This is a genomic window from Sphingobium sp. UBA5915 (assembly GCF_002431195.1).
Taxonomy (GTDB): Bacteria; Pseudomonadota; Alphaproteobacteria; order Sphingomonadales; family Sphingomonadaceae; genus Sphingobium; species Sphingobium soli.
The window spans coordinates 1-20,666 of sequence record NZ_DJDV01000103.1; the positions used below are offsets into that span (position 1 = coordinate 1).

Consider the following 20,666-nt stretch of genomic DNA (forward strand, 5'->3'; position numbering starts at 1 on the left):
GGCGGCCGGCGCGTCCGGGTCGATGCGGCGGTCGATATCGGGGTACTGAAGCGGATCGTTGACGCGCTGGAGGGGGGATGATCCCGATCCCTCTGGGCGGGCGAGTGTTCCTGGCCGCCGGGCCGACCGACATGCGCAAGGGCTTCGACGGGCTGGCCGCGCTGGTACAGCAGCGGCTGCGCCAGGATCCGTTTGGCGGTGCGGTGTACGCCTTCCGGGGCAAGCGTGGCGATCTGGTCAAGCTGCTGTGGTGGGATGGTCAGGGTCTCGTGCTGCATGCCAAGCGTCTGGAGCGGGGCCGGTTCACCTGGCCGGCGACCGCGGACGGCGTCGCGGTGCTGACCCCGGCGCAGTTGTCGATGCTGCTCGAAGGGGTGGACTGGCGGCATCCGATCCGGTCCTCGCAGCCGACCTTGGCCTGGTAAAAAGTACGGTTTCCTGCGGCTTTCGCGTGTATCGGCACGGGGGTTCTGGTATAAGCGGGCGTGTCGCCCGATGCCGCCTCGCTGCCCGACGATATCGCCCTTCTGAAGGCCATGCTCATTGCTGCCGGCGCCGAGCTGGAGCAGTTGCGGATGCAGGTCGCGCGGCTGCGGCGCATGGCCTTCGGCCGTTCGTCGGAGAAGCTGACGCACCAGGCTGACCAGCTGGAACTCGGGCTGGAAGAGCGCGAGGCGGAAGCCGCCACTGCGGCGATGCCGGTGGTCACCCGGACACGGGAGACCGCCAGGCCGTATCGACAGCCGCTGCCCGACCATCTGCCCCGCACCGAGGTCGTGCATGAGGCACTGTGCGTCTGCCCCGACTGCGGTGGTGCCATGCGGCGCATGGGCGAGGACGTTACGGAACAGCTCGACTATGTGCCCGCCTCGTTCCGGGTCGTGCGCCACGTCCGGCCGCGGCTCAGCTGCCGGTCATGCGAGCGCATAGTGCAGGCGCCGTTGCCGTCCATGCCCATCGAGCGCGGCCGACCCGGTGCGGGGCTGCTCGCCCATGTGCTGGTGTCCAAATACGCCGACCATCTGCCGCTCTACCGCCAGTCGGGCATCTATGCTCGCCAGGGCGTCGACCTTGCCCGCTCCACCCTGGCCGACTGGGTCGGGCGCTCGGCCGCGCTCCTCGGCCCCTTGGTCGACGCGCTCGAGCGCCACGTCATGGGCGGCGCGACCCTCCATGCCGACGACACGCCGGTGCCGGTACTGGCCCCTGGCGCCGGTCGCACCAGGACGGGCAGGCTGTGGACCTATGTACGCGACGAGCGCGGGGCTGGCGGCGAGGCTCCGCCCGCCGTGCTGTTCCACTACGCGCCCGACCGCAAGGGCGAACGACCCGCCGGACATCTTGCCCGGTTCCGGGGCGATCTGCACGCCGATGGCTATGCCGGGTTCGACCGCCTCTATGGCGACCGCATCGCAGAGGTGGCCTGCTGGGCGCATGTCAGGCGCAAGTTCTTCGACGTCCACGCCGCAACCGGCTCCGCCACGGCCCGCGAGGCACTGGACCATATCGCCGGCCTCTATGCCGTCGAACAGGATGTGCGTGGTCGGCCCCCGGACGAGCGACGGCACGCGCGCCAGGCCAGGGCCGGACCGCTGCTCGATGCATTCCGTCAGTGGCTCGATGCAACGGGACCGAAACTGTCCCGGCGCTCCGACCTTGCGGTCGCTATCCGCTATGCGCTCACCCGCTGGACGGCGCTGACCCGCTATGCCGACGATGGTCGCCTGGAGATCGACAACAATGCCGCCGAGCGCTCGCTGCGCGGTATCGCCGTCGGGCGCAAAAACTGGCTATTCGCGGGCTCCGACCAGGGCGGGCACCGCGCCGCCAGCATCTACAGCCTGGTGGAAACCGCCAGGCTCAACGGCGTCGACCCCGAGGCCTGGCTGGCCGACACCATCAGACGCATCGCAGACCATCCGGCCCGCCGGGTCGCTGAACTGCTGCCGTGGAACTACCGGCCCGTTTGAGGTGACGCCGTCACCGGACGCTTACCCTGCTTCTGAACTCCTTCCGTCAACAGCGAGATAGTGGATCCTAACCCTCTTCGGAGGTGCGGACGCCCACAGTGGACCGATCTGACGTCCGGCAGCACTTCCGCTTACTAAAACGGGGCGCAACAGTGCTCCAACGGGATGACGAGCATCTGCCTCCCCTTCCCTCTCCGACTGGCCGGTTCGACACCCCAGTCGTGCTGCAGCACGCTCTTGGCTGCCCCTTTGAGCGAGGGATCGCAAGCGGGCTACGTCTCTCGTTCATGTACGAACCGCTATTGGCCGGGTAGTGTCACGGATGAAGGTACAACGATGAAGTTGATGGTGATCAGCTTGCTGATGATGTCGTTCGCGGTAAGCGCCTGTGCCGCTAACCGCGCGGGCGACCACGTCGTATCGGGCAAATGTGACGCCGAAGGTGCTGCGCGCCTTGTGGGCGAAGTCGCGCCTGACGACCGCACAATTCTCCGCCGCACCGGCAGTACGATAGTCCGACGGATCGCACCTGGCGACCAAGTGACGCAGGATTATCGTCTCGAGCGCGTAACCGTATCGATCGCGGAAGGTCGGGTAGTCTCCGCTTCCTGTGGCTGAGCTCCGATCGCAGGTGAAAAGGCTGTTCCTCTCAGCTGTTGTATTGTCGCTCGCAGGCTGCGCTGCGCAGAGGCCGATCGAAGGCCCGGTCAGATTGGGGCAGATCGCCTTCGTGGGTGGGCCGAAGGTTCGGCCGGAAAAGGTCATCGAGGACAGCCGCTGCCCAGAAAATGTTCAATGTGTCTGGCCAGGGCGCCTGATCGTTCGCGTGACAGTCCTGGGAGGGGGCTGGTCTAGGCAGCTCGACCTCACGCATGGCGTCCCTGTCGCTGTCGCCGATGGGAACCTCACACTCGTGGCCGCAACGCCGCCGACAAGTTCCAGCCACCTGACCCCGCAGCCCTTGCCCTACCGCTTCACGTTCAGCTTTCAAGGCGGGCTGTAATCGTCGCCATTAGATTCCGATGGCAATCTCGGGTGCTATCTGCGCCGTTACTTCGGTGTACAATTCGGTCCCCGGCGCCGCACGAATGCTAGCAATGAGACTGTAACGCACCGGCTCTCCCACATGACCTTGCGCGACATTCTCCCGCCACCAGCCACCTGTCGGATAGACAATGATCGCATCGCGAGCGGCAAGCTCTGTAGCTGTGCCTTCCCAGATGTCTGCGTGCAGCGAGCCTCTGTTCCGCAGTTGCGGGCCAACAGCCCAGCCATTGTCCGACGCCGCGCGCCTGGACGGCCGAGCGCCTGCCTCCGAGGTCCGCCGCCGAAGGAAGGTGTCGAGCGAGTCATCCGCATGCTTGAGGTCAAAGCGCAAGCCATGGCTTGCATAAACATGGCGTCGCGACAATCCGCGCTCGCCAGGGTTCGGTTCTATAAAGTAGCTCAGCGTTATCCGCAGCTGGACCAGCGTCGCCGGGTCAAGAGCCAGTAGTGCATCGCGCGGCCACGGGAGTTGATGAAGCGCCAACTCATCGGTCACTGCTGTTCCGCCATTCATCTTGAACGGCACAATCTCGTCTTCGCTGACGAGGGTCACGTCGTGTTCGAGGCTGCCAAGCGCGCGCACCAAGGACGGAACGCCAAAGCCGTAGCGTCGCACGAGTGCGGGCTTGCCGATGGCGCCCTGATGCGCGCGCATAGCAGCGGTCCACTCTGCGGAATGAACGATTAGACCGCGGACCGTTTCGGGCCACAACGCCGGCTTCTCCGCCAGGATTTGTGCCGCCATTCGTGCGGCGAGCGCGGTCGCCGCACTGGTGTCGCCAGTCGTCGTGAATGGCCGCTCGGCCATCGTGCGATAGGTGGTCAGCAAGGCGAGATCATCGACATGATCCCCCTGCCCCGTCGCCGGATCGTGTCCGATGTTCCCGCCTTCGAAGACGACATCCGGTTTAATCGGCCATTCGCGGATCCAGCTGACGGATGTTCGGCTGCGCGGCATGATGTCACCGACCGCCCCAAGCGCGCTCCAGCCGCCATAGGTCGGATCCGAAATCAGCGTGCGCTCGGTATACGCTCCGACGGTCAGCGCATTCCACGCCTGCGCCGGGCTCTCGATCGGCATCGTGTCGTTGCGCGCGGGATAGTCTGCCGCGACGATCGCTTCGCGGATGTTGCCCGCAGCGACCGCGATGAAGCGCTGCACTTCGTCACGGCCGAAGGTGATCGCGTCGAGCTTCGCCGACCAGGCCGATGGCCTACCTCGGCCGTGATCGCCCAAACTGGTGACCGCAAGGCAAATAGCCCTCGGCCGGTTTGGTGCGGCAATCTCGGCACGCGCGATCGCCTGGGCAGTGATCGCCCCATACAGATCCGGGTCGTTGGCGCCATGATCGGGCAGGATCTTCACCGACTCGAGCCGGTGCCGCACGATCACTGGACCCGCCCCGTCGAGCACCTCCATGAGGTCGCCGTACAGCAGCGTCCCCGACATCTGCGTGCCATGACCGCCATGAGCCTGAACGCTGACATCCTCGACGTTCCATGCTGCATCGAAGGCCTGCTGGTCGGCCGGAAGCAGATAGGGCGCGATCAGGGGATGGCCGATGGTCGTCCCGGAATCGAGCAGGCAGACGGCCGGAACCTCGCCGCCGACCGGTACGAGCCGGTCCGCGAGGTCCGAGCTCCATGTCCGCTGCTCGCCACCATCCATGCCCATGTAGAGCGAGGGCGTGTCCCGTGCGAGGCGGAGTTCGGCGACACTGTCGGTGTTGGCGATCACTCGTCCGAGTTGCTCAGCCGTGCCCTTCGCGACGACGACATCACGCTCGGCGAACTCGAGACTATGTTCGCGCGTCGCCATGCCAAGCGCCTGCGCGGCCTTGTCGAACGATCCTTTCGTCCCCTTGCGGACCCAGACCTCCCACCAGGTCTCGACACCCGGCGCGGGGAACAGGTCCGCCTGATCGGTGTAGAAGGACCGTGCGACCGCCAGGCGCGCAGTTTCTATCGACGCGACGAGGCGCTGGTTCTTTGGCTTGCGGACTTCCTCGATCGAGCCATCGCCTAGGGTCTTGTGCCTGACCTTGTCTTCGTCGCGATAGGCCGCGACCTTCTTGAGGTAGTAGTCCCTCTGCTTCTCGGGCACGAACACAGTAGCCGAGACAAGCCCCTCCTCGGCAGGGTGTACGTTCACCAGCTCGATGGGAAAACGGCCGCGGCGGTTCTCCAGCTTGTCGACGATGTCAGCTTGGCCCACGGGCAGTGTGAATTCGACGTAGAAGCCCTTCACGCCGGCAGCCACATCGGGCTCACGGTTCGCGAGGATCGTCTCGCCTTGCTGCACCACCTGGGTCAAGGCCTGGGTCAAGGCATTCGCATGACCGGCCCGATCGCGCTGCGGCGGTCCTCCGCCACCGTCGCCGCCCGCCTGATAGGCTGTGTACCCCTGGCGCGCCCCTGTTCCCTGCAGGTAGATATGCGGATGCGGCCGCGCTTCCTCGTCTGCCATCTTTACCGTCGGGCCGCTGCCTTTCGCTCGGTGATCGCGGCGAGAAGATCTGAAGTCTCCACGCGCTCACGCCCTGCGAGCAAGGTCCGCTTCGCCGACTCGTCCGCGATCCGGGCGAGGTCAGCCTGGCTCAGCCCCTCAATCTCTCCGATCGCCTCATCCCAGGAGACCGAGGTAGTGTCGAAGGTCGAGAGCCGGCCTTCGAGGATCGCACGGGCCACCTGCGCGTCCGGCAGGGCATATTCGATCACGTCGTCAAAGCGCCGGAAGAGCGCGGGGTCGAGCAACTCAGGATGGTTGGTCGCCGCGACGATCAAGCCCTCGCTGTCGTCCTCTTCGAGAAACTGCAGGAAGGAGTTGAGCACGCGACGTATCTCACCCACGTCGTTGCGCTCGCTGCGGCGGGCGCCGATCGCGTCGAACTCGTCAAAGAAATAGACACCGCGGGTCTCGGTCATCGCCGAGAAGACCGCACGAAGCTTCGAAGCGGTCTCGCCCATGAATTTGGTCAACAGTCCGTCGAGGAGGACCGAGAACAAGGGCAGCTTGAGCTCGCCGGCGATGGCTGCCGCTGTCATCGTCTTGCCCGCTCCGGGCGGGCCGATCAGCAACAGCTTGCGGCGGGGTTGCAGGCCATGCTGGTGCAGCCGGTGCGCCTGCCGCTGCTCGACGATCACACGCTGCAGCCGGTCGCGCAGCTCATGCGGGAGCACCATGCTCGAGAGACGCGTATCGACATATTTGGCTGCGACCAGGTTCGCCAGCTCGCCGCGCGGCTGCACCAGGGGGACAGCCCGCCCCCTCCCCTTCGCCTTGCCGCGGGCACGGGCATCATCGACCATCTCGCGCAGCTGCTGCGCGACCTTGCCGTGGCCGAGACGCGCTTCGTTGGCGGCCGCCTGCATGGCGACCGTCAGGAACTGCTCTTCATCGCCATCGATGTGACTTTGCAGCAGCGCGACGAAGTGGGTGGCCTTTGTCACCGCCTACCACCTGTTCTGTCGTTCTTCATGCATTCATCTCGCGCTGTCTGTTGTGGCAACGCTCGGAAGACGCGCTATGATCGACTGCCCCCAAGTCGGGAACCGTTCTATCGTCGTTCCAGCGTTGTGACAACGAAATCCGTGCCCGGGTCGCCGAGGTGAAGCGCTGGTCTGATGTCGATCCATGGCACGCGCATCTTCATCTGAGCGTCTTTGTCGACCCGGTCGACAAACGCCATAGCAGGCGCGAACGCCGCAGCAGGTGCCAATAGCGCGCGTTTAACGTGCATTATCGCCGTTCGCCTGCAGCCGGCTCAGCGATCGTCAGCGGCTCGAAATAGTTGGCGCAGCCGCTCAAGGCGGCAAAGTCCGGATCATGGAATGTCACGATCCGTCGGATCAAATGCGATGGTACCGGGGCGAGCGCACGATCATGAGGAACACCATCATAGGACCGGCCCGCGCGCCAGCCACAAAACTGGCGCACGATGTGCGTTTCGTAGCCAAGACTGTCCTGGAAATAGGACATCGGGATAGCTGCTTCGACCACGCAAGGCACACCCGTCGAGCGAAGGATCGGGCCAAGCTCTGTATCACGGTCGATCGCCGCATAGAGGGACTCGCCACCCCAGAACCGGAAGAAATCCTCGACCCCGTCGTCGTTCCACGGCCGCGTGAAGAGGAACCAGATCCGTCCTGCTCGGGTCGGAGAGTGCGCCTGGTGGCGAAGCCGGAATTGTGCGGCGATCTCCGGTCCAAACGCGCCCGCCGACACTGCCGCATCGATCCTTCTCATCAGCCCGGCGACGCTTGGAAGATTCATTCCCTCTGCCAGGATGGCCGCCCCCTCATGAGGCATCAGGCGGCTGCAATGCCAGGCCAGAATCTCGTGGGGTCGCAGCAGCTCGCACAGCCGCTCGACCAATCGGTCATACTGAAATCCGGTGGCGAAGCGCTGCGTCGTCACCCAATCGTCCAACAGTTCGAGATGCTCGTCGAGGAAGGCAGTCACCGCCGGCGGCCAGCTTGCCGGGTGATCATAGTCAAGGAGCACGCTTCGCCCTCACATTTTAGCCAACCGCGGGGGTTGATCTGCAGGTCCAGACAGGGCTTGGCCGACTGTTACGGCTTTCGCGCCGCCTTGATCGCTTCCACGAGCCGATCCAGCTCGCTCCTCGCTTTATGGATGCGATCGATCGCTTGGCCGAGCGGCTCAAGCGCAGCTTCCAAATCCTCCTCCTCAAACCCCGCTACAAGCGCTTCCTTGCTGACCGGGATCGTCAGTGCGATATCGCCGGTCCTCGGATCACAGAGGAAGCCTCGATCCACGAGCTCGTCCATCAGGGGGCCTTGCGACCTCAACAGCGCCTTCCAGTCGCGCTGGCCCAAGGCATCCGTGCTCGCCGCGAACCGAATACCGGCGCCAGCGAATCCTGCGATCGTGCCGACCCAGGTCTCGGGCTCCTGACCATCCAGGCAGGAAACTGTGTCCAACACGAACGAGAGGTAGCAGTCATTCTCCTCTGATTGCGGCATGCGCCACTCCTCAGGCGCGAACCACTGCGTCTCGTCGAAATCAGCCGGTGCCTCGCCCGCCCAGCCGAGCGCACGTCGCTTGTCGTCGAGCCGGGATGCGACCGCTTTCTCAAGCATCGGCTGCATCGTGCTGTGAGCGTATCGAAGGGCGGCCTCCAGCTCATCGATGTGGCTCACGATAACCGCGCCGACGGCGGGCTCCGGCATGATCAGCCCCTCCTAAAACGATCCAACATGTTCGCCAAAAGCGGCGATGATCTGCTGCACGAAGGACCGACCGGCGACCGACACCCCGGCTGCCGTGGAAGCGGCGCGTGCAACGTCAGACCAGCCTGTCGTCGATACATCCGGCACGTTGGGCGAGAACGGCGCTAGCAAGACGATCCGCGCCGATCGCTTCTGCAGCTCGGCCCGTCGGGACACCGACGCCTTGTATCTATCGAGCTGATCGCGGCCAAGGCCGGCGCGTATCTTGACTTCGATGCCGATCAGATGGGCACTGGTCTCGATGATAAGGTCCACTCGGTCGGCAACATCGCCCATCGGACAGACCTCCGTGCTGACCCGGTACCCCGTCCCCAGCGCCTCGAACCAATCCGTCGCTGGCAGCGCGGCGCGAAGATAGTGCGCCAGGAACATTCTCGACGTCTCGCCCCCGAACTCGGTCATCCATAGCCCGGCCAGTGCGCCCGCATTACGCACCTCATCCTGACCCAAGCCCGCCAGCGACCAGGGATTGATGAGACCGCCCCGCGCCTTGGCGGTGGCGAGCGGGGCCCTCAGCGAGTGGAAGGCAGCCTGCAGGTCGCCGAGCGCGTAGAATTGCTTGGGCGCGCGAGGCTGCCCGCTTGGCAACACGGCACGAAGCGCCAGGAAGGCGGTCTCCAGTGCATTCGCTTGCAGACGGTTAGCCAATTTGAGCTCTAGCGCGGGCTTCGGCCGCCGCGACAACTTCTCTTACCAGCACCGCGGGCCATACGCGACCGAGTTGGGCGTCGGACGGATCGTTGGTGTGAAACCGGCCCGAGTAGATGCCGATAAAGTTGACGGCGCCATCGCCGGCTTCGATGCGGCCGTGCGTGCCCTCCAGCTCAATCTGGCCGTGCGCTCTCTGGATGACTGGTGACCCCGACATGCCCGGCCGCGAAGCGGAATCCACGATGAGATATCGCTGGTGCTTGCTCGCGGTGAAGAATGGCTCGCTGGCAAACGTTGCCTGTTTCCACACAGGCAGCCCGATGCCGAGGCGACCGAACGGATAGCCGAGGATGAAAATCGGCATTCCGATCCGCTGCTTGAGTGCCACGGTGCGAACGGCGTTCATCGGCATTACCGAGGCTTCGCCGGGCGGAGGCAAATCCACGTCCAAAGCTGCGATGTCTACAGCGCGACCGTGTTGTGGATGCTCGACCCATAGCGGCTCGTCGTCCGCGTCGATTGTCGGCACCCGGACGATCAGCGGTGGTCGACTCCGATCGTTCAAGGGAACGTGCACCCGCAGGTGATCCGGAATGCCGCCCTTCTTATGCGTGACCTCGTTAGTCTCGTTGTTACGGCCAGAGACGACGTGCCAGTTGGTCAGCAGAGACAGACCTCCGTCGAACCGCAGCCACGGGAACGCCGTCGCACCTCCAAGGAGCTGGTCGCCGAAGAAGGCCTCGACGTACAAGGGTACTAGCGAGCAGGTGTCGATCCCGGGCGCCGTCACTTCAACCTCTCCAGCAGGCGACCCACAGCGCCGGCTTCGGCCGCCAGGTTGCGGTTGTAGGCAAGCGGCATGCGCGGGCTCTTCCACCGCAAAGCGTCCATGATCCCGGCAAGGTCCTCACCGCTCGCGAACAGGTCCTGGTTGAGCCCGACCCGGGTCGAGTGTGCGCTCACCCCCTTCAGCAGCCGCACGATATCGTCAGCGGTTAGATCAGATAGTGCTCCGGTGTCGAACGCGCGTTGGATCATCGCCCGGTAGATGGGTCCTATGGAGGCGGGGTGAAGCGCAACGGAGCCGATGTCATACTCGGTGCGAGCCGGCACTGCCGGCCGCGACAGCGTTTTGCGCAGGTCCCAGGTCTCTCGTCCGGTGATACTGTCGATGCTCCGTCCCTTCACGGCAGCCCGTGCCTTGTAGCGCCGGACCTGTACGCGGCGGAACAGTGGCCCGTGTCGTATTCCCGCTGCCTCGGTCCACGCAGTGATCGCGCGTACCGATCGCGGGCTAAGGAATGCTGTCGCCCCCTCCCCTTCCTGATCGCTCTTGCTCCGCGGAATCGCCAGCAGCCGCGCCTCGGGATCGATCGCCTCGTGGATATGCTCGATCTCGATCGCGACCAGCTCGGAAGCGCGCAGGCCAGTGTCGTAAGCTACCGAAAGCAGCGCTCGGTCCCGCAACCCCGGCAAATCGTCTGCGCACGCCTCCAGCAGCCCCCTGATGTTGATCCCGCGGGGCTTATCGCGCTCGACGTCACGTACCGGCCCTTTGAAGCGCAGCGGGCGTGCCTGCGCCTGCGCGGTCCCCTTCTCTCGGCGAATGGCGCGAAGCCGCAGCTTGACCAACTCGGCCTGGGTCGGGTCCTTGAGGTCGAGCAATTGGTGGATCTTGGCAATCGACGCCTTGTAGCGCGAGAGCGACGCGGGTCGACTTCCCTTCCCGGCTCGCGCGTCGAGATAGTCGGCCACTGTCTCGGCCGTCGCTGGCACTGAGACCCGGTTGGCACGCCGGCACCAAGTGTCGAAGGCTTCAATATCGGATTTTAGCGCACGAATGCTGTGAGGTGACGACGCCGCCTGATACGCCTTGATCAGCTTCTCGTTGATGACGATGCGGGCACCAGCGCGCATCTGGACGATGGCCGAGGCGAGACCGTCTCCCTCCCCTGCGAGAGAGACACTCAGCGCCCTCGTCGCCTCGCCTACAGGCCTGGCTTCCCCATCGTGAGTCACCATGGTCTGGCCATCTCGACGATCTGCTCGAGGGTGAACGGCTCCAGCCCGTAGACCGCCGCCAATCCGTTGAACGCCTCCACAGCTACGCGCTGGATCTCGGCCTTGTCGATTGAGGTCAGGGTCGCAGCATATTCATACGCGAGCTCGACGGCGGCATAGCCCTCGTCATCGAACTGGAACGGGCCTCGTGGCCACCAACTATCTGTGAGGTTGGCAATGCCGAGGCGAATATGGATCGGGAACGAGCCACCATGCGCGAGGGCAAGCGCGCAATTGCGTTCCAAGAAGTCGATCCAATGCTTGAAGAAATATCCGGTCGAGAGCGTGATCCGCTCGCCCTCGCGCTGGAAGAGAAAGCCCCCGCCCACACCCCAGATTTCGCCGGTCTTCTCGAACCACTGGGTGAGCGCGCGGGTAGGATCGACGTCCCCTTCCGGCGTGCCCGGCCAGTAAACCATGACGCCGCCTTGGCTCGCGCCGTAGTTGAACGAATTGGCACGCCCGAGCAGTGCAGGGTGACCCATATGCTCGGCTAGCGCGCGCCTGGCTCCCGGCTTTGCGGCCCATTTCGAGGGGATGATGCGCGCGTAGCCGGGGAATTGCTGCTTCCATATGACCTTGCGACTGCCATGGCTGCTCGTCACGATCTGCGGGACGTCTCGGTCAAACCAGAGGTCAAGGTCGCCGGCGAAATGCGGCTGCCACTGCACCGCTTCGGGCGGTGGCGCTGGGATCTGCTCAAGCGACAGCTTCAGCGCAGCCGCCAGCTGCTTGGTGAGCTCCCCGCGCACGCGCCTCAATTCGCCTGTATCGGCGCCCTCGGACAGATGAAACGCGATCGGGCCGCGCCTCCCCCGCATGTCGAACGGCAGCTTGTCGAGCGTCGCGCCGGGGAATGCCGTGTTCCAGACCTGGATAACGCGGGTGTCGGTTAGCGCCCGATTGGCGTAGCCCAACTCAAGCAGCACGTTGGGATTGGCGCAGGCCTTCCCGCTCGCTGAGACGGCGATCGGCGTTACATCTCCGACGAACACCGCCGCGGCATCGATCTTCCGTAGAATGGTCGCGACGATATCGGGGGTGCCAGCAACGCCCTGGGTGTCGGATGTCAGGCTCGGCCGATCGGCTTCTTCGACCTCAGCCGATATGAGCGCGATCGCGGCGTCGAGCGCGAAGCGGATCACTTCGCGCGTGACCCGCCCGTCGAGATCGCTTTGCCATGACCAGAAAACCGTCTTTTCCGCGCTCAACCGCCCTGCCCCCTTCAGCCCCGCTTGTAGCGCACCATATAAAGAACGGTCAAATCTGCTTATGTGATAACTGCAATTATCGAATGTCCACTTTCGGGAGGTCACGGATGTAGAAACGAACTGCTGACTTTGGTTTCCCGCCATGGCATTGTCGCCATCCTATGACGCGGACAGACAACCTGCGCGCCGACGACAGCCTGCTCCTGCTCGGGCGCCTCGATGGCCGATTGCACGGTAGTCCATGCGCCGACATCTTTCTCGCGCGCTCGCGCCTGGAAGGCGCCACCGTCCTGGCCGGCCTCGCCGGCGTGCCGATCGCGGTGCGCGACCTGCAGGACTGGATCGCCGGCCGCACACCCCCTCCCCGCGCTTCCGAAGGCCTCAACGATCCGATCTCGGTTGCCGCCGTCTTCCACCTTGCGCTCAGCCGCGACGAGGATCTCAAGGATTCGCTCGGCCGCGCCACGCTCAACGTGCTCCGTACGGTACTCGATGACCGCACCGAGGCGAAGGTTTATGCGGCCGAAGACTTGGCGCACTTCGGGCCGATGTGGCGACAGCTGCGAACCGTGGCGGACGCCCCCTTCCCTTCCGGTGACCTCCTCTCTGTCGCCAACCGCATTTTCCAGCTGTTCGCGCTGACCGAACCAGCGGCACCAGGCAGCTGGGATGTCGTCAGCGTCGATGGTCGCGCTCTCGAGCTGCCTCCCCGTGGACGCGATCGAAACTGGCTGATCGCCGCCGCCGTACCGCGGATGCTGTGCCGCGCTGGCTTCACGACCCGCGTGATCCCCTCGTTCATCCTGATGTCCAAGTTTCTGCCCCCCTCCCCCGCCGATCTGGCAGAGACCTTGGCCCAGGCGATCGGTCGGACGGCGCATGCTGGCTTGCGCGACCTCGACGCGATCGAGCGTGCGGCGTCGCGCATCCAGACCGATCTGGCCGTCACGAAGCGGAGCAAGGCCCCTCTCCTTGCCCGCCTGCAGCTTGCCTATCCGGGCCTTCAGCCGGCCGCTGTCGCGCGCCTGTTGAAGGTCACCCCGCAAGGCGCGCGCAAGCTACTCGCCTCACTTGCTCATCCCTCTTGAACCACAGACACCGTGCAATCCAAGCCACAGAACCCTCCGTCCCGGCATCACTTCATCCCGCAGTTCCTCCTCGACCAGTGGAAGGATGGCGACACCCTGCTGCGCTATCGGCGCAATCGGATCGGGGAGATCGAGAGCAGTCCTGCATCACCCAAGAGCGTCTGCTTCGAGCGGGACCTGTACAAGACGATCGGGTTCCCGCCCGAGCATGCCCAGCAGATGGAAACCCTGTTCATGCAGGTGATCGATGACGCTGCGGCCAAGGTTCACGCGCTGCTCCTCGACGGCAAGGTCAACTCGCTCAGCGACGCGCAATGCTCGGATTGGGGCCGGTTCGTCATGTCGCTGTGGTTCCGGACACCGCTGGATATGCGCGGCATGAAGGACGCCGTCGGCGCTCTCGCAAGCGCAGAGGCCGCGAAGTCCGTGCTGCGCGGCGACGATGGGGCGCTGCCGCCCGAGGCCGTGAGCGCGCTTCAGATGGTAGTCCTGCGCTTGGTCATCGACGACGCGGATCGCGGACGAGCGTTCATCAACATGGACTGGCGCATAATCAAGACGAACAATCGCCGGGAATTGTTCGTCTCCGATTGGCCGCTCGACGTGCCGGTCAGCTTCGCCTGGCTTGGTAGTGCCTCGTCCTATGTCACTCTTCCGATCGGACCGGAGACCCTCTTCGTTGCTGCCGGGTCCACTACGCTGGCAAATCGGATCGTGAGCCTACCCGAGCGAGAACTGATCACGCGGCAGAACCGGTCGACCGTGGGACATGCCCAGGCGTTCGTAGGCGCGAGGACGCGTCAAGCCGGCGACTTCATCCGCGCGAACTTCGGCCTGCGAAGCCGCCACTCCGTGAAGCAGAGCACCGCCGACAAATATAAGCGGGACGCCATATAAGGCGGCGACCTCGCCAGACGCCGCGCTCCATCACCCTACGACAGCAGCCCCTCGATCGCCTTCAAAAGCTCGGCGGGCGACGCCTCAGCCTTCGGCGGCACCTTGATCGTCAGCCCCCCTCCCCGCGCCTTCGTATAGCGCAGGATGACCTTGCCCCCCTTGCCGGTGATCTCCTTCTCGGCGGCAGCCTTCACGGCTGGCGCGACAGTCGCCTTCACGAGCCGCTTCGCGACTTCCGGCCCGCTCAGCTTCAAGCCTTTCTGGCTGCGCTCTTCCTCGATGCGTTCAGCCTCTTCGCGCATCTTCGCCAGCGCCTTCGGATCTCCGGTAAGCGGCTTGATGTCACGCGCGACGCGTACCGTGATGTCGTGCGTATCGGAGAACGCCGCGACAACTGGTTCGGGCAAGCGCGCAACGTCGAGAAGCCGGCTCAGCCACGACTTGGAAAGGTTTAAATGCTCGGCCATCTGCGACTGCGAGCCCTCGTAGAACTCCGCGAGCGCCACCGTATATTCCTTGGCCCGCTCCCAATCCGAGATGTCCTTACGCGAGCGGTTCTCGACATCTGAAACCCGGAACGCCTCCTCGTCCGTGACACTCTGGATCGTCACCAGATACTCGAACTCCGGGTGGTGATGCGCTCGCAGCCATTTCACCGTCCACCAACGGCGGACGCCGGCGATGATCTCGAAGTCGAAGTTCGGGTCATCTTTCAGACGCCGAACGATAGCGGGGATCCGTTGCTTCTTGGCGGAGAGGAAGGAGTCGATGAGATCGCGGCAGCTATCTTCGTTCAAATGATCCAGATCGCGATTGTGCATCCGCCATGGGCGGCACCGCTCCGGATCGACCCACTCCGTCCGGTCGGCGACCGTTTTCCCCGTCGCGATGCGCGCGAGCGTCTGGCTGCGACTTGCCATGATGCCGTCCGCAGGGGTCGCCTTATCGAGGTTCTCCTCGTCGTCGAGCCCCTCTGTGAACATCGAGCCGAAGCCCTTGTTGCCCTTGCTCATCGGCCCGTTTCTCCTTCTCTCTTGCCCTCGCCGACGGGTGCCAACAGGCCAGAGTTGCCACGTGGCAACTGCGCCGCCCCCAGGCGCTTGCACTGACGTTCCTGCCGTGTGCGATCTGACATGGTATTCCTACCTAACATATTGCTTCTATTGGGTTCTTCCACTTTGTTGTCACGTGGCAACTCGGTGATCCGGCTTCGTCTCACTCCCCGATTGCCCGTGCTCGCCGACGTGAGAAATATCGGAGTTGCCACGTGGCAACTCTCCCTAAATTCGGCCCCCTGCCCTGCTCGCCCAGGTGCGCAGAACGTCCTGCTCAATATCCTGGCAAACGTCGCTGAGATGCTTCATGCAGCGGTTGTAGACCTCGTGCGACGTGACGGGCTTGTCGAGTTCGAAAACGGTTTTCATCCTGGAGCTGGCATTGTCGATTTCGGCGCTGGTGACCATCACCGACTGCGTCATTGAGCCACCGAAGACCTGCCGCATCATCGACAGTATCTCCCGGTGCATCGACTTGCTCTCGTCCACGCGGCTGCCGACCAGCCGGATGAAGTTGTAGGCCGGCCTTCCCCGCCCCGCGAGTTGCTCGAGCTGCTTCATCGTCGTTCGCGTCATGTCGATGAAAGATACCGTCGAGGCGAAGTCGACAAGGCTCGGCGGCACCGGAATGACCATGCAGTTAGCGGCCTGGAGCACAGCCATCGACACCATGCCCAATGCCGGCGGCGGGTCCATGATCACGACGTCATAGTCATCGACCACCTCATCAATGGCCTGCGCGATCAGGTCGATGATCTCCATGTTCTGATTTCGCGCCATGTGCCCGGCGATCTCATACTCGAGATTATAAAGTCGCAGGTTCGACGGGATCAGGTGGAGGTTGTGAAAGTGCGTCTTGCGGATAATCTTGCGAACGCCAAGCAGCTCCGGATTGTGAAAATGCCCGTAAAGCGTGTCTTCCTCGTCGAGGTCCACGTCGGGGCGATAGCCGAACATCATGGTTGAAGACGCCTGGCTGTCGCAGTCGATGAACAGGACCCGGTAGCCCTTGATGGCAAAATGCTGGGCGAGATGCAGCGCGATCGTCGACTTGCCGACGCCCCCCTTGAAGTTGCAGACCGAGATGATCGCCGGGGTATCGGTTGGCTCGCGCCAGGGACGCGTTCCAAACACCTCGCGCATATGATCAAGCTCTTCGAGCGTATACTGCAGCCTATGCCCGGAGCCCGTCCGCCCTCGAGCGGGGAGGCGGCCGTCGCGCTCCGCTTCCCGGACAGCAGATGCCGTCCGCCCGACCAGTGCAGCAGCTTTCGAAATCGGGAAGGTCGGACCCTTCTTCTGACCGGTTTCGGGATCAACCGCGCTGTCACGAATGCGCTTGAGGATCGTCAACGACTTTCTGTGGAGCACGTCCAGACCACCTTCGATGAGGTCGTCCGGCTGTGCTAGGGAGGGGTCGGTAGCCATCTCAGTCCGCTTCTGTGGGTTTGATGCGCCATGATAGCCACGTTGGCAGTTTCGAGCAAGGAAATGGCCACCAGACTTACAAGTTGACCGATGATCTCCGAGCCCCTTGCGCATGTGCGCGCTTTCTGGCCAATCGGCGGCGGCTGCGACCGATGATCTCCGTGCCTTTGCGTGTTGCTGCAAAGCCTGGCGCTGGGATTGTGGCGACAAACGGCTACCTATGGATAACCACCGATGATCTCGGTACTTTGCGATGATCTCGGTGCGTATCAGCGATGATCTCGGTGCGAGCCGACCGATGATCTCAGAGCCCATACCTATTACTAGAATCACCCTATAAAAAACCGATTCGCGAATCGTTTTGATTTTTCGATTTTGGGTGAAGGAGGGCAGGGGGAGGGCGCAGAACGGCACCGACATCATCGGTGTTTCTGCAACTCTCGCGGCCTTTTCCCCTCCCAAACTGCCAACGGGGTTGATTTCACGCCTCAAACCTGTTGAGACATGCCCATCACAGCCCCCGGTCGATTCGGGGGGAAGGGCAGACCATGAATGGGGATCAGCATAGGCCGCTGGGGCATCAGTACGCACTAGCCATGCTCAACGGCGGCGAGGAGAGCGTCCGCAAGCTCGCCACCACCGCCGGCACCCAGCTCACCTTGGAGGCATTCCTGCGCGTCCAGGACGAAGAACCGGTTCCTGCCTTCCTCCACTCCGCGCTTTGTGCGATGTCGCTGCCAACCAAGCGGCCCAAGGACGACACTCAGCCCATCGTCCGTGAGGACGGCAAATATGCGCTGGCCATCAATCCCAGGCCAGTGCTTCAGAATGTCGACGGCAAGTCCGTCATGCGAAGCCTTGGTGTGCCTTATGGCGCCTATCCACGCGTTGCCCTGATCTACCTCCTCTCTCAGGCGGTCATGAAGCAATCGCGGGACGTTTATCTTGGCCGCAATTTCACCGAGTGGATGCGCCGCCTTGGCTACCAGACCGTGTCTTATGGACCACGCGGGACGGCCAACCTGATGCGAGAGCAGGTGGATCGGCTGCTGGCGTGCGAGTGGCAGATCCGCTGGGACGGCACCGACACGGAAGACAACGCCTTCGCTGTCCGGGACGTCAAGATTTCCAACGAATATGCCGGTTCGCTCGACAAGAACGGCTCATTCGCGCGCGAAATCCGTATGTCCGAGGCGTTCTACTCGCACCTCATCGACCATGCCGTGCCACTCAATGAGATCGCCATCCGCGAGCTCAAGGGTACGCCAACGGCGCTCGATCTATACACTTACCTTGCCTACCGGCTCCCGCGGATTGGATCCGACAAGGGCCAGGTTATCTCATGGGACCAGCTCGCCAAGCACCTTGGCAACGAGGCCGACAGCAAGCGCTTCCGACAGACCGTCCGCGAAACCATGCAGATCGTGTCGGCGGTCTATCCCAACGCAAATGTCGATCTCTCCGGGCGGAAGGTCATTCTTCATCCGTCACCGGCACCGCTGGAGCGCAAGCTCGTGGGGCCGCACCTTCGACTCGTCGGGGGCGAGGCTCCGAAAACGGCACCGAGATCATCGGTCAAACCGGCCCATGCAGCGAAGTCCGCGCCCGCGAAGGACGATGCGCCGACTCTTCCGTTCCCCGCCGGGTCTCTCTCATACGGCACGCGTGAGGCCGTCTTCCGCCAGATCGCGCTGACCAAGGGCCATCCGTGGTCAGTGGATGACATGGCGGCTGCATTCCGCAAGGGATGCCCCGATTTTAGCCGGCCGCGCACCGATTCAGAGTGGCTGCGGATCTGGGAAAAGTTCGTCGTCGCCTATGCTGAACGCCGCGCGAATCGAAGCGACGACTAACCGATGATCTCCGAGCCGTTCGCGTTGAGGCGAGCGCAGGCTGAATCTGTCTCCAAGTCTCAGACCGACCGAAAAGAGGAAAGGAGGGGCCGAGCGTGTAAGCAGGAGGTAGAATTATGCCGCTTACAGCCAGACGGCCATCGCAGGAGATAGTCGACATTGTCGGGGCCCTGGGCGGCACGTGGAGCGGCAATGTCGCGATGTGCCGCTGTCCCGCACACAGCGATCGCGATCCAAGCTTGTCGATTCGGCAAGGGGATCGCGGCATTCTCGTCACCTGTTTCGCAGGATGCTCGCGCGAAGACGTCCTGCGTGAACTGCGCCTTGTTCGCCCGGGTCGCCATTATCCGCCACCCGCCTTGGCGGACTCGCCGCGGCCGATGAACGTCGAAAGAATCTGGAATGAGGCGGTCGACGTTCCGGGCACCCTTGCCGAGCGCTACCTCCAGTGCCGGAACCTCCTCCCACCACCACGCGATCTTCGCTTCCATCCGCGTTGCCCTTACCTGCCCAAGCCGAAGACGATCTTCGAACCCGCTCTCCTGGTAGCGGTGCGCGAGGGAAACCGTCTGGTCGCAATTCAACGCATATTCCTGAACCCCGACACCGCCCATTACACGCGCAAGGTCATGCTTGGCGCCCCGGGGCACGGCGCTTGGCGGGGCGGGGCAGGGGGCAACACCCTTGCCATCGCCGAGGGCTTTGAGACGGCCGACGCTTTCGCGCGCCTGAGCAACCTCCCGTGCTGGGCTTCACTCGGCGCACGTCGGCTCAACCAGCTCGTCATTCCGCCCACGGTCACAACGCTCCTGGTCGCCGAGGACAACGATTCCGAAGGGCACAGGGCAGCCGAAAGTGCCCAAGCGCATTACGCCCGGTCGGGCCTCATCATCGAACGCGCGCCCCCGCCGCCAATCTACAAGGATTGGGCAAAGGCGCTCGATGCCCGAGCGCAGCAGAGCCGCGTCTAGGCGCGAAGCGCCGGAGGAGAGGGGAGGGGGATCGAAAGGGTGTCGCTGCCGAGGGTGCAGCCCACTCCGGAGACCACACCCATGTCCGATCTCTTCGAAGCGGCCGCCCAGGCTGAGCGCGAGGCCGTGCGCCTCCTTCTACCCCGTCTGCGCTCCGACGAGGCCATTCAGCGTCGTCACCTCAACGACGCGATGACCAAGGCCTTCGGCGGTTCTGATGCCGACGGTCGCTGGACACAACGCGCCAGCTTTGAACTCCTCGAGCATGCCCTTGCCATCCATCTTCAGTCGAGCGCCCAAAAAATTGCGGCGTTCGGCGACGTCCGCGCGCTGATCGATTTGTCCGATCGCCTGCCCACTCAGACGGTTCGCAGCGAGGATCAGATCGAATGGCAGCAATTCTCGACACCTGTCGACATCGCTGCGGTTATGACGCTTCTCGCCAACGTCCAGCCCGACGACATCGTGCTCGAGCCGAGCGCGGGTACGTTCCCCGACGCTTCAAACACTGGCCGCCTTACTACTCGATCCTGGCCAATGTGCTCACCAACGCAACGCTTCCCAGCATCAGCCTGGGCCGACATAGCTGCTCGTTAGGTCCAGCCACAAAGAGTGTCTTGTTACCGAGTCGCTGAGCTGTGATGTTTCAGGCCGACCGCGGCGCTTACCCAAAGAGCTGGCGGTGGTCGGCCTGAAACATCAATTTCTCGAGATTATGCTACTGAACGATATTCGCGCGCAAACGAACATGAAGGGCAGTCGCTTTGGCACCAGTCCCGCTCCCAGATTTGGCCGCCAAGATTCTCGCGCTCTGCTAACTGAGTCATGGCTTCGGTGATCGCACCGCCACTGTCTTTAATTCGCTGGATTGGGGCCAGCCAAATCCGGTGATGAGACAGTGTACTCTCTTCAAGCAGCGCCCGCAGCGCGGTCTCAGAAATCAGATCGTTCACGAATCCCAGTTCAACTGCACCATAGGGGGTGAAGTGATTTCCACATGCGGGCTCTTCAATTGTCGCTGATCCTTCGGGCCAGTGGCAGGCCTGGAAATGCGGAACGCCTGTACCACCAATACCGCATCGAAGGCATCCACCATAGGCTCCAATCAGCACAGCATGTCCTGCCGCGCCGTAACTTTCAGTCCAGCCGTAGAGGAATGTGTCAACGGCGGAGTAAAAACC

The 20,666-nt window shown here is 63.5% G+C and carries 19 protein-coding genes; 8 read left to right on the plus strand and 11 right to left on the minus strand.

Features of this window, described 5'->3' with window-relative positions; all coding sequences use genetic code 11:
- Positions 1-77 precede the first annotated feature (77 nt).
- From tnpB to B2V90_RS19030, 3 genes are all read left to right on the plus strand, one after another.
- A complete protein-coding gene (gene tnpB, locus B2V90_RS19020; protein ID WP_293922808.1) occupies positions 78-425 on the plus strand; it encodes an IS66 family insertion sequence element accessory protein TnpB in 348 nt (115 codons plus the stop codon).
- A gap of 111 nt (positions 426-536) precedes the next feature.
- On the plus strand, positions 537-1,970 hold the full coding sequence (gene tnpC / locus B2V90_RS19025; RefSeq protein WP_056439428.1) for an IS66 family transposase: 1,434 nt from the start codon (positions 537-539) through the stop codon (positions 1,968-1,970).
- A gap of 336 nt (positions 1,971-2,306) precedes the next feature.
- Positions 2,307-2,588 (plus strand): I78 family peptidase inhibitor, encoded by a 282-nt coding sequence (locus B2V90_RS19030; RefSeq protein ID WP_293922809.1) that lies wholly within the window; start codon positions 2,307-2,309, stop codon positions 2,586-2,588.
- Positions 2,589-2,982: 394 nt separating this feature from the next.
- Here the strand turns inward: B2V90_RS19030 and B2V90_RS19035 are convergent, their stop codons facing one another.
- The 8 genes from B2V90_RS19035 to B2V90_RS19070 all read right to left on the minus strand — a co-directional run bounded on the left by B2V90_RS19035 (position 2,983) and on the right by B2V90_RS19070 (position 12,193).
- Positions 2,983-5,484: a S8 family peptidase gene (locus tag B2V90_RS19035; protein WP_293922811.1), complete on the minus strand. Its 2,502-nt coding sequence runs from the start codon at positions 5,482-5,484 to the stop codon at positions 2,983-2,985.
- 2 nt (positions 5,485-5,486) lie between these two features.
- Positions 5,487-6,467, minus strand: coding sequence for an AAA family ATPase (locus B2V90_RS19040; RefSeq protein WP_293922813.1), 981 nt, complete (start codon positions 6,465-6,467; stop codon positions 5,487-5,489).
- Positions 6,468-6,756: 289 nt separating this feature from the next.
- Positions 6,757-7,521 carry a hypothetical protein gene (locus tag B2V90_RS19045; RefSeq protein WP_293922815.1) on the minus strand — a complete coding sequence of 255 codons (765 nt, stop codon included), beginning with the start codon at positions 7,519-7,521 and terminating at the stop codon, positions 6,757-6,759.
- A gap of 68 nt (positions 7,522-7,589) precedes the next feature.
- The gene (locus tag B2V90_RS19050; RefSeq protein ID WP_293922817.1) at positions 7,590-8,210 is read right to left on the minus strand and encodes a hypothetical protein; all 621 of its coding nucleotides are present in this window, start codon (positions 8,208-8,210) and stop codon (positions 7,590-7,592) included.
- Positions 8,211-8,222: 12 nt separating this feature from the next.
- Positions 8,223-8,918, minus strand: coding sequence for a PD-(D/E)XK nuclease family protein (locus B2V90_RS19055; protein ID WP_293922819.1), 696 nt, complete (start codon positions 8,916-8,918; stop codon positions 8,223-8,225).
- The gene (locus B2V90_RS19060; protein ID WP_293922820.1) at positions 8,911-9,711 is read right to left on the minus strand and encodes a S1 family peptidase; all 801 of its coding nucleotides are present in this window, start codon (positions 9,709-9,711) and stop codon (positions 8,911-8,913) included. Before B2V90_RS19060 ends, B2V90_RS19055 begins: the two co-directional genes overlap by 8 nt.
- Positions 9,708-10,838, minus strand: a complete 1,131-nt coding sequence (locus B2V90_RS19065; RefSeq protein ID WP_293922821.1) for a tyrosine-type recombinase/integrase — start codon at positions 10,836-10,838, stop codon at positions 9,708-9,710. The genes B2V90_RS19060 and B2V90_RS19065 overlap by 4 nt, the downstream gene beginning before the upstream one ends.
- Positions 10,839-10,936: 98 nt before the next feature.
- Entirely contained in the window at positions 10,937-12,193 is a 1,257-nt protein-coding gene (locus B2V90_RS19070) for a hypothetical protein (protein ID WP_293922823.1), read from the minus strand.
- A gap of 161 nt (positions 12,194-12,354) precedes the next feature.
- Between B2V90_RS19070 and B2V90_RS19075 the strand changes: the two genes are divergently transcribed.
- Positions 12,355-13,281, plus strand: a complete 927-nt coding sequence (locus tag B2V90_RS19075; RefSeq protein WP_007406383.1) for a hypothetical protein — start codon at positions 12,355-12,357, stop codon at positions 13,279-13,281.
- Between the two features lie 12 nt (positions 13,282-13,293).
- Positions 13,294-14,178, plus strand: coding sequence for a DUF4238 domain-containing protein (locus B2V90_RS19080; protein WP_293922825.1), 885 nt, complete (start codon positions 13,294-13,296; stop codon positions 14,176-14,178).
- Positions 14,179-14,213: 35 nt separating this feature from the next.
- Here the strand turns inward: B2V90_RS19080 and B2V90_RS19085 are convergent, their stop codons facing one another.
- Both B2V90_RS19085 and B2V90_RS19090 read right to left on the minus strand, forming a co-directional pair.
- Positions 14,214-15,191, minus strand: coding sequence for a ParB/RepB/Spo0J family partition protein (locus tag B2V90_RS19085; RefSeq protein ID WP_007406427.1), 978 nt, complete (start codon positions 15,189-15,191; stop codon positions 14,214-14,216).
- A 267-nt stretch (positions 15,192-15,458) separates the two neighbouring features.
- The gene (locus B2V90_RS19090) at positions 15,459-16,661 is read right to left on the minus strand and encodes an AAA family ATPase (protein WP_037456192.1); all 1,203 of its coding nucleotides are present in this window, start codon (positions 16,659-16,661) and stop codon (positions 15,459-15,461) included.
- Positions 16,662-17,209: 548 nt separating this feature from the next.
- Here B2V90_RS19090 and B2V90_RS19095 point away from each other — a divergent pair.
- The 3 genes from B2V90_RS19095 to B2V90_RS19105 all read left to right on the plus strand — a co-directional run bounded on the left by B2V90_RS19095 (position 17,210) and on the right by B2V90_RS19105 (position 20,082).
- Positions 17,210-18,514, plus strand: coding sequence for a replication protein RepA (locus tag B2V90_RS19095; protein WP_007406375.1), 1,305 nt, complete (start codon positions 17,210-17,212; stop codon positions 18,512-18,514).
- A gap of 116 nt (positions 18,515-18,630) precedes the next feature.
- Positions 18,631-19,485 carry a DUF7146 domain-containing protein gene (locus tag B2V90_RS19100; RefSeq protein ID WP_037569604.1) on the plus strand — a complete coding sequence of 285 codons (855 nt, stop codon included), beginning with the start codon at positions 18,631-18,633 and terminating at the stop codon, positions 19,483-19,485.
- An 81-nt stretch (positions 19,486-19,566) separates the two neighbouring features.
- Complete coding sequence (locus B2V90_RS19105; protein ID WP_007406398.1) at positions 19,567-20,082, plus strand: hypothetical protein; 516 nt, start codon at positions 19,567-19,569, stop codon at positions 20,080-20,082.
- A 116-nt stretch (positions 20,083-20,198) separates the two neighbouring features.
- On the opposite strand, the gene B2V90_RS19110 is transcribed toward B2V90_RS19105, so the two are convergent.
- The coding region (locus B2V90_RS19110) for a hypothetical protein (protein WP_293922833.1) at positions 20,199-20,666 on the minus strand (468 nt) is incomplete at its 5' end.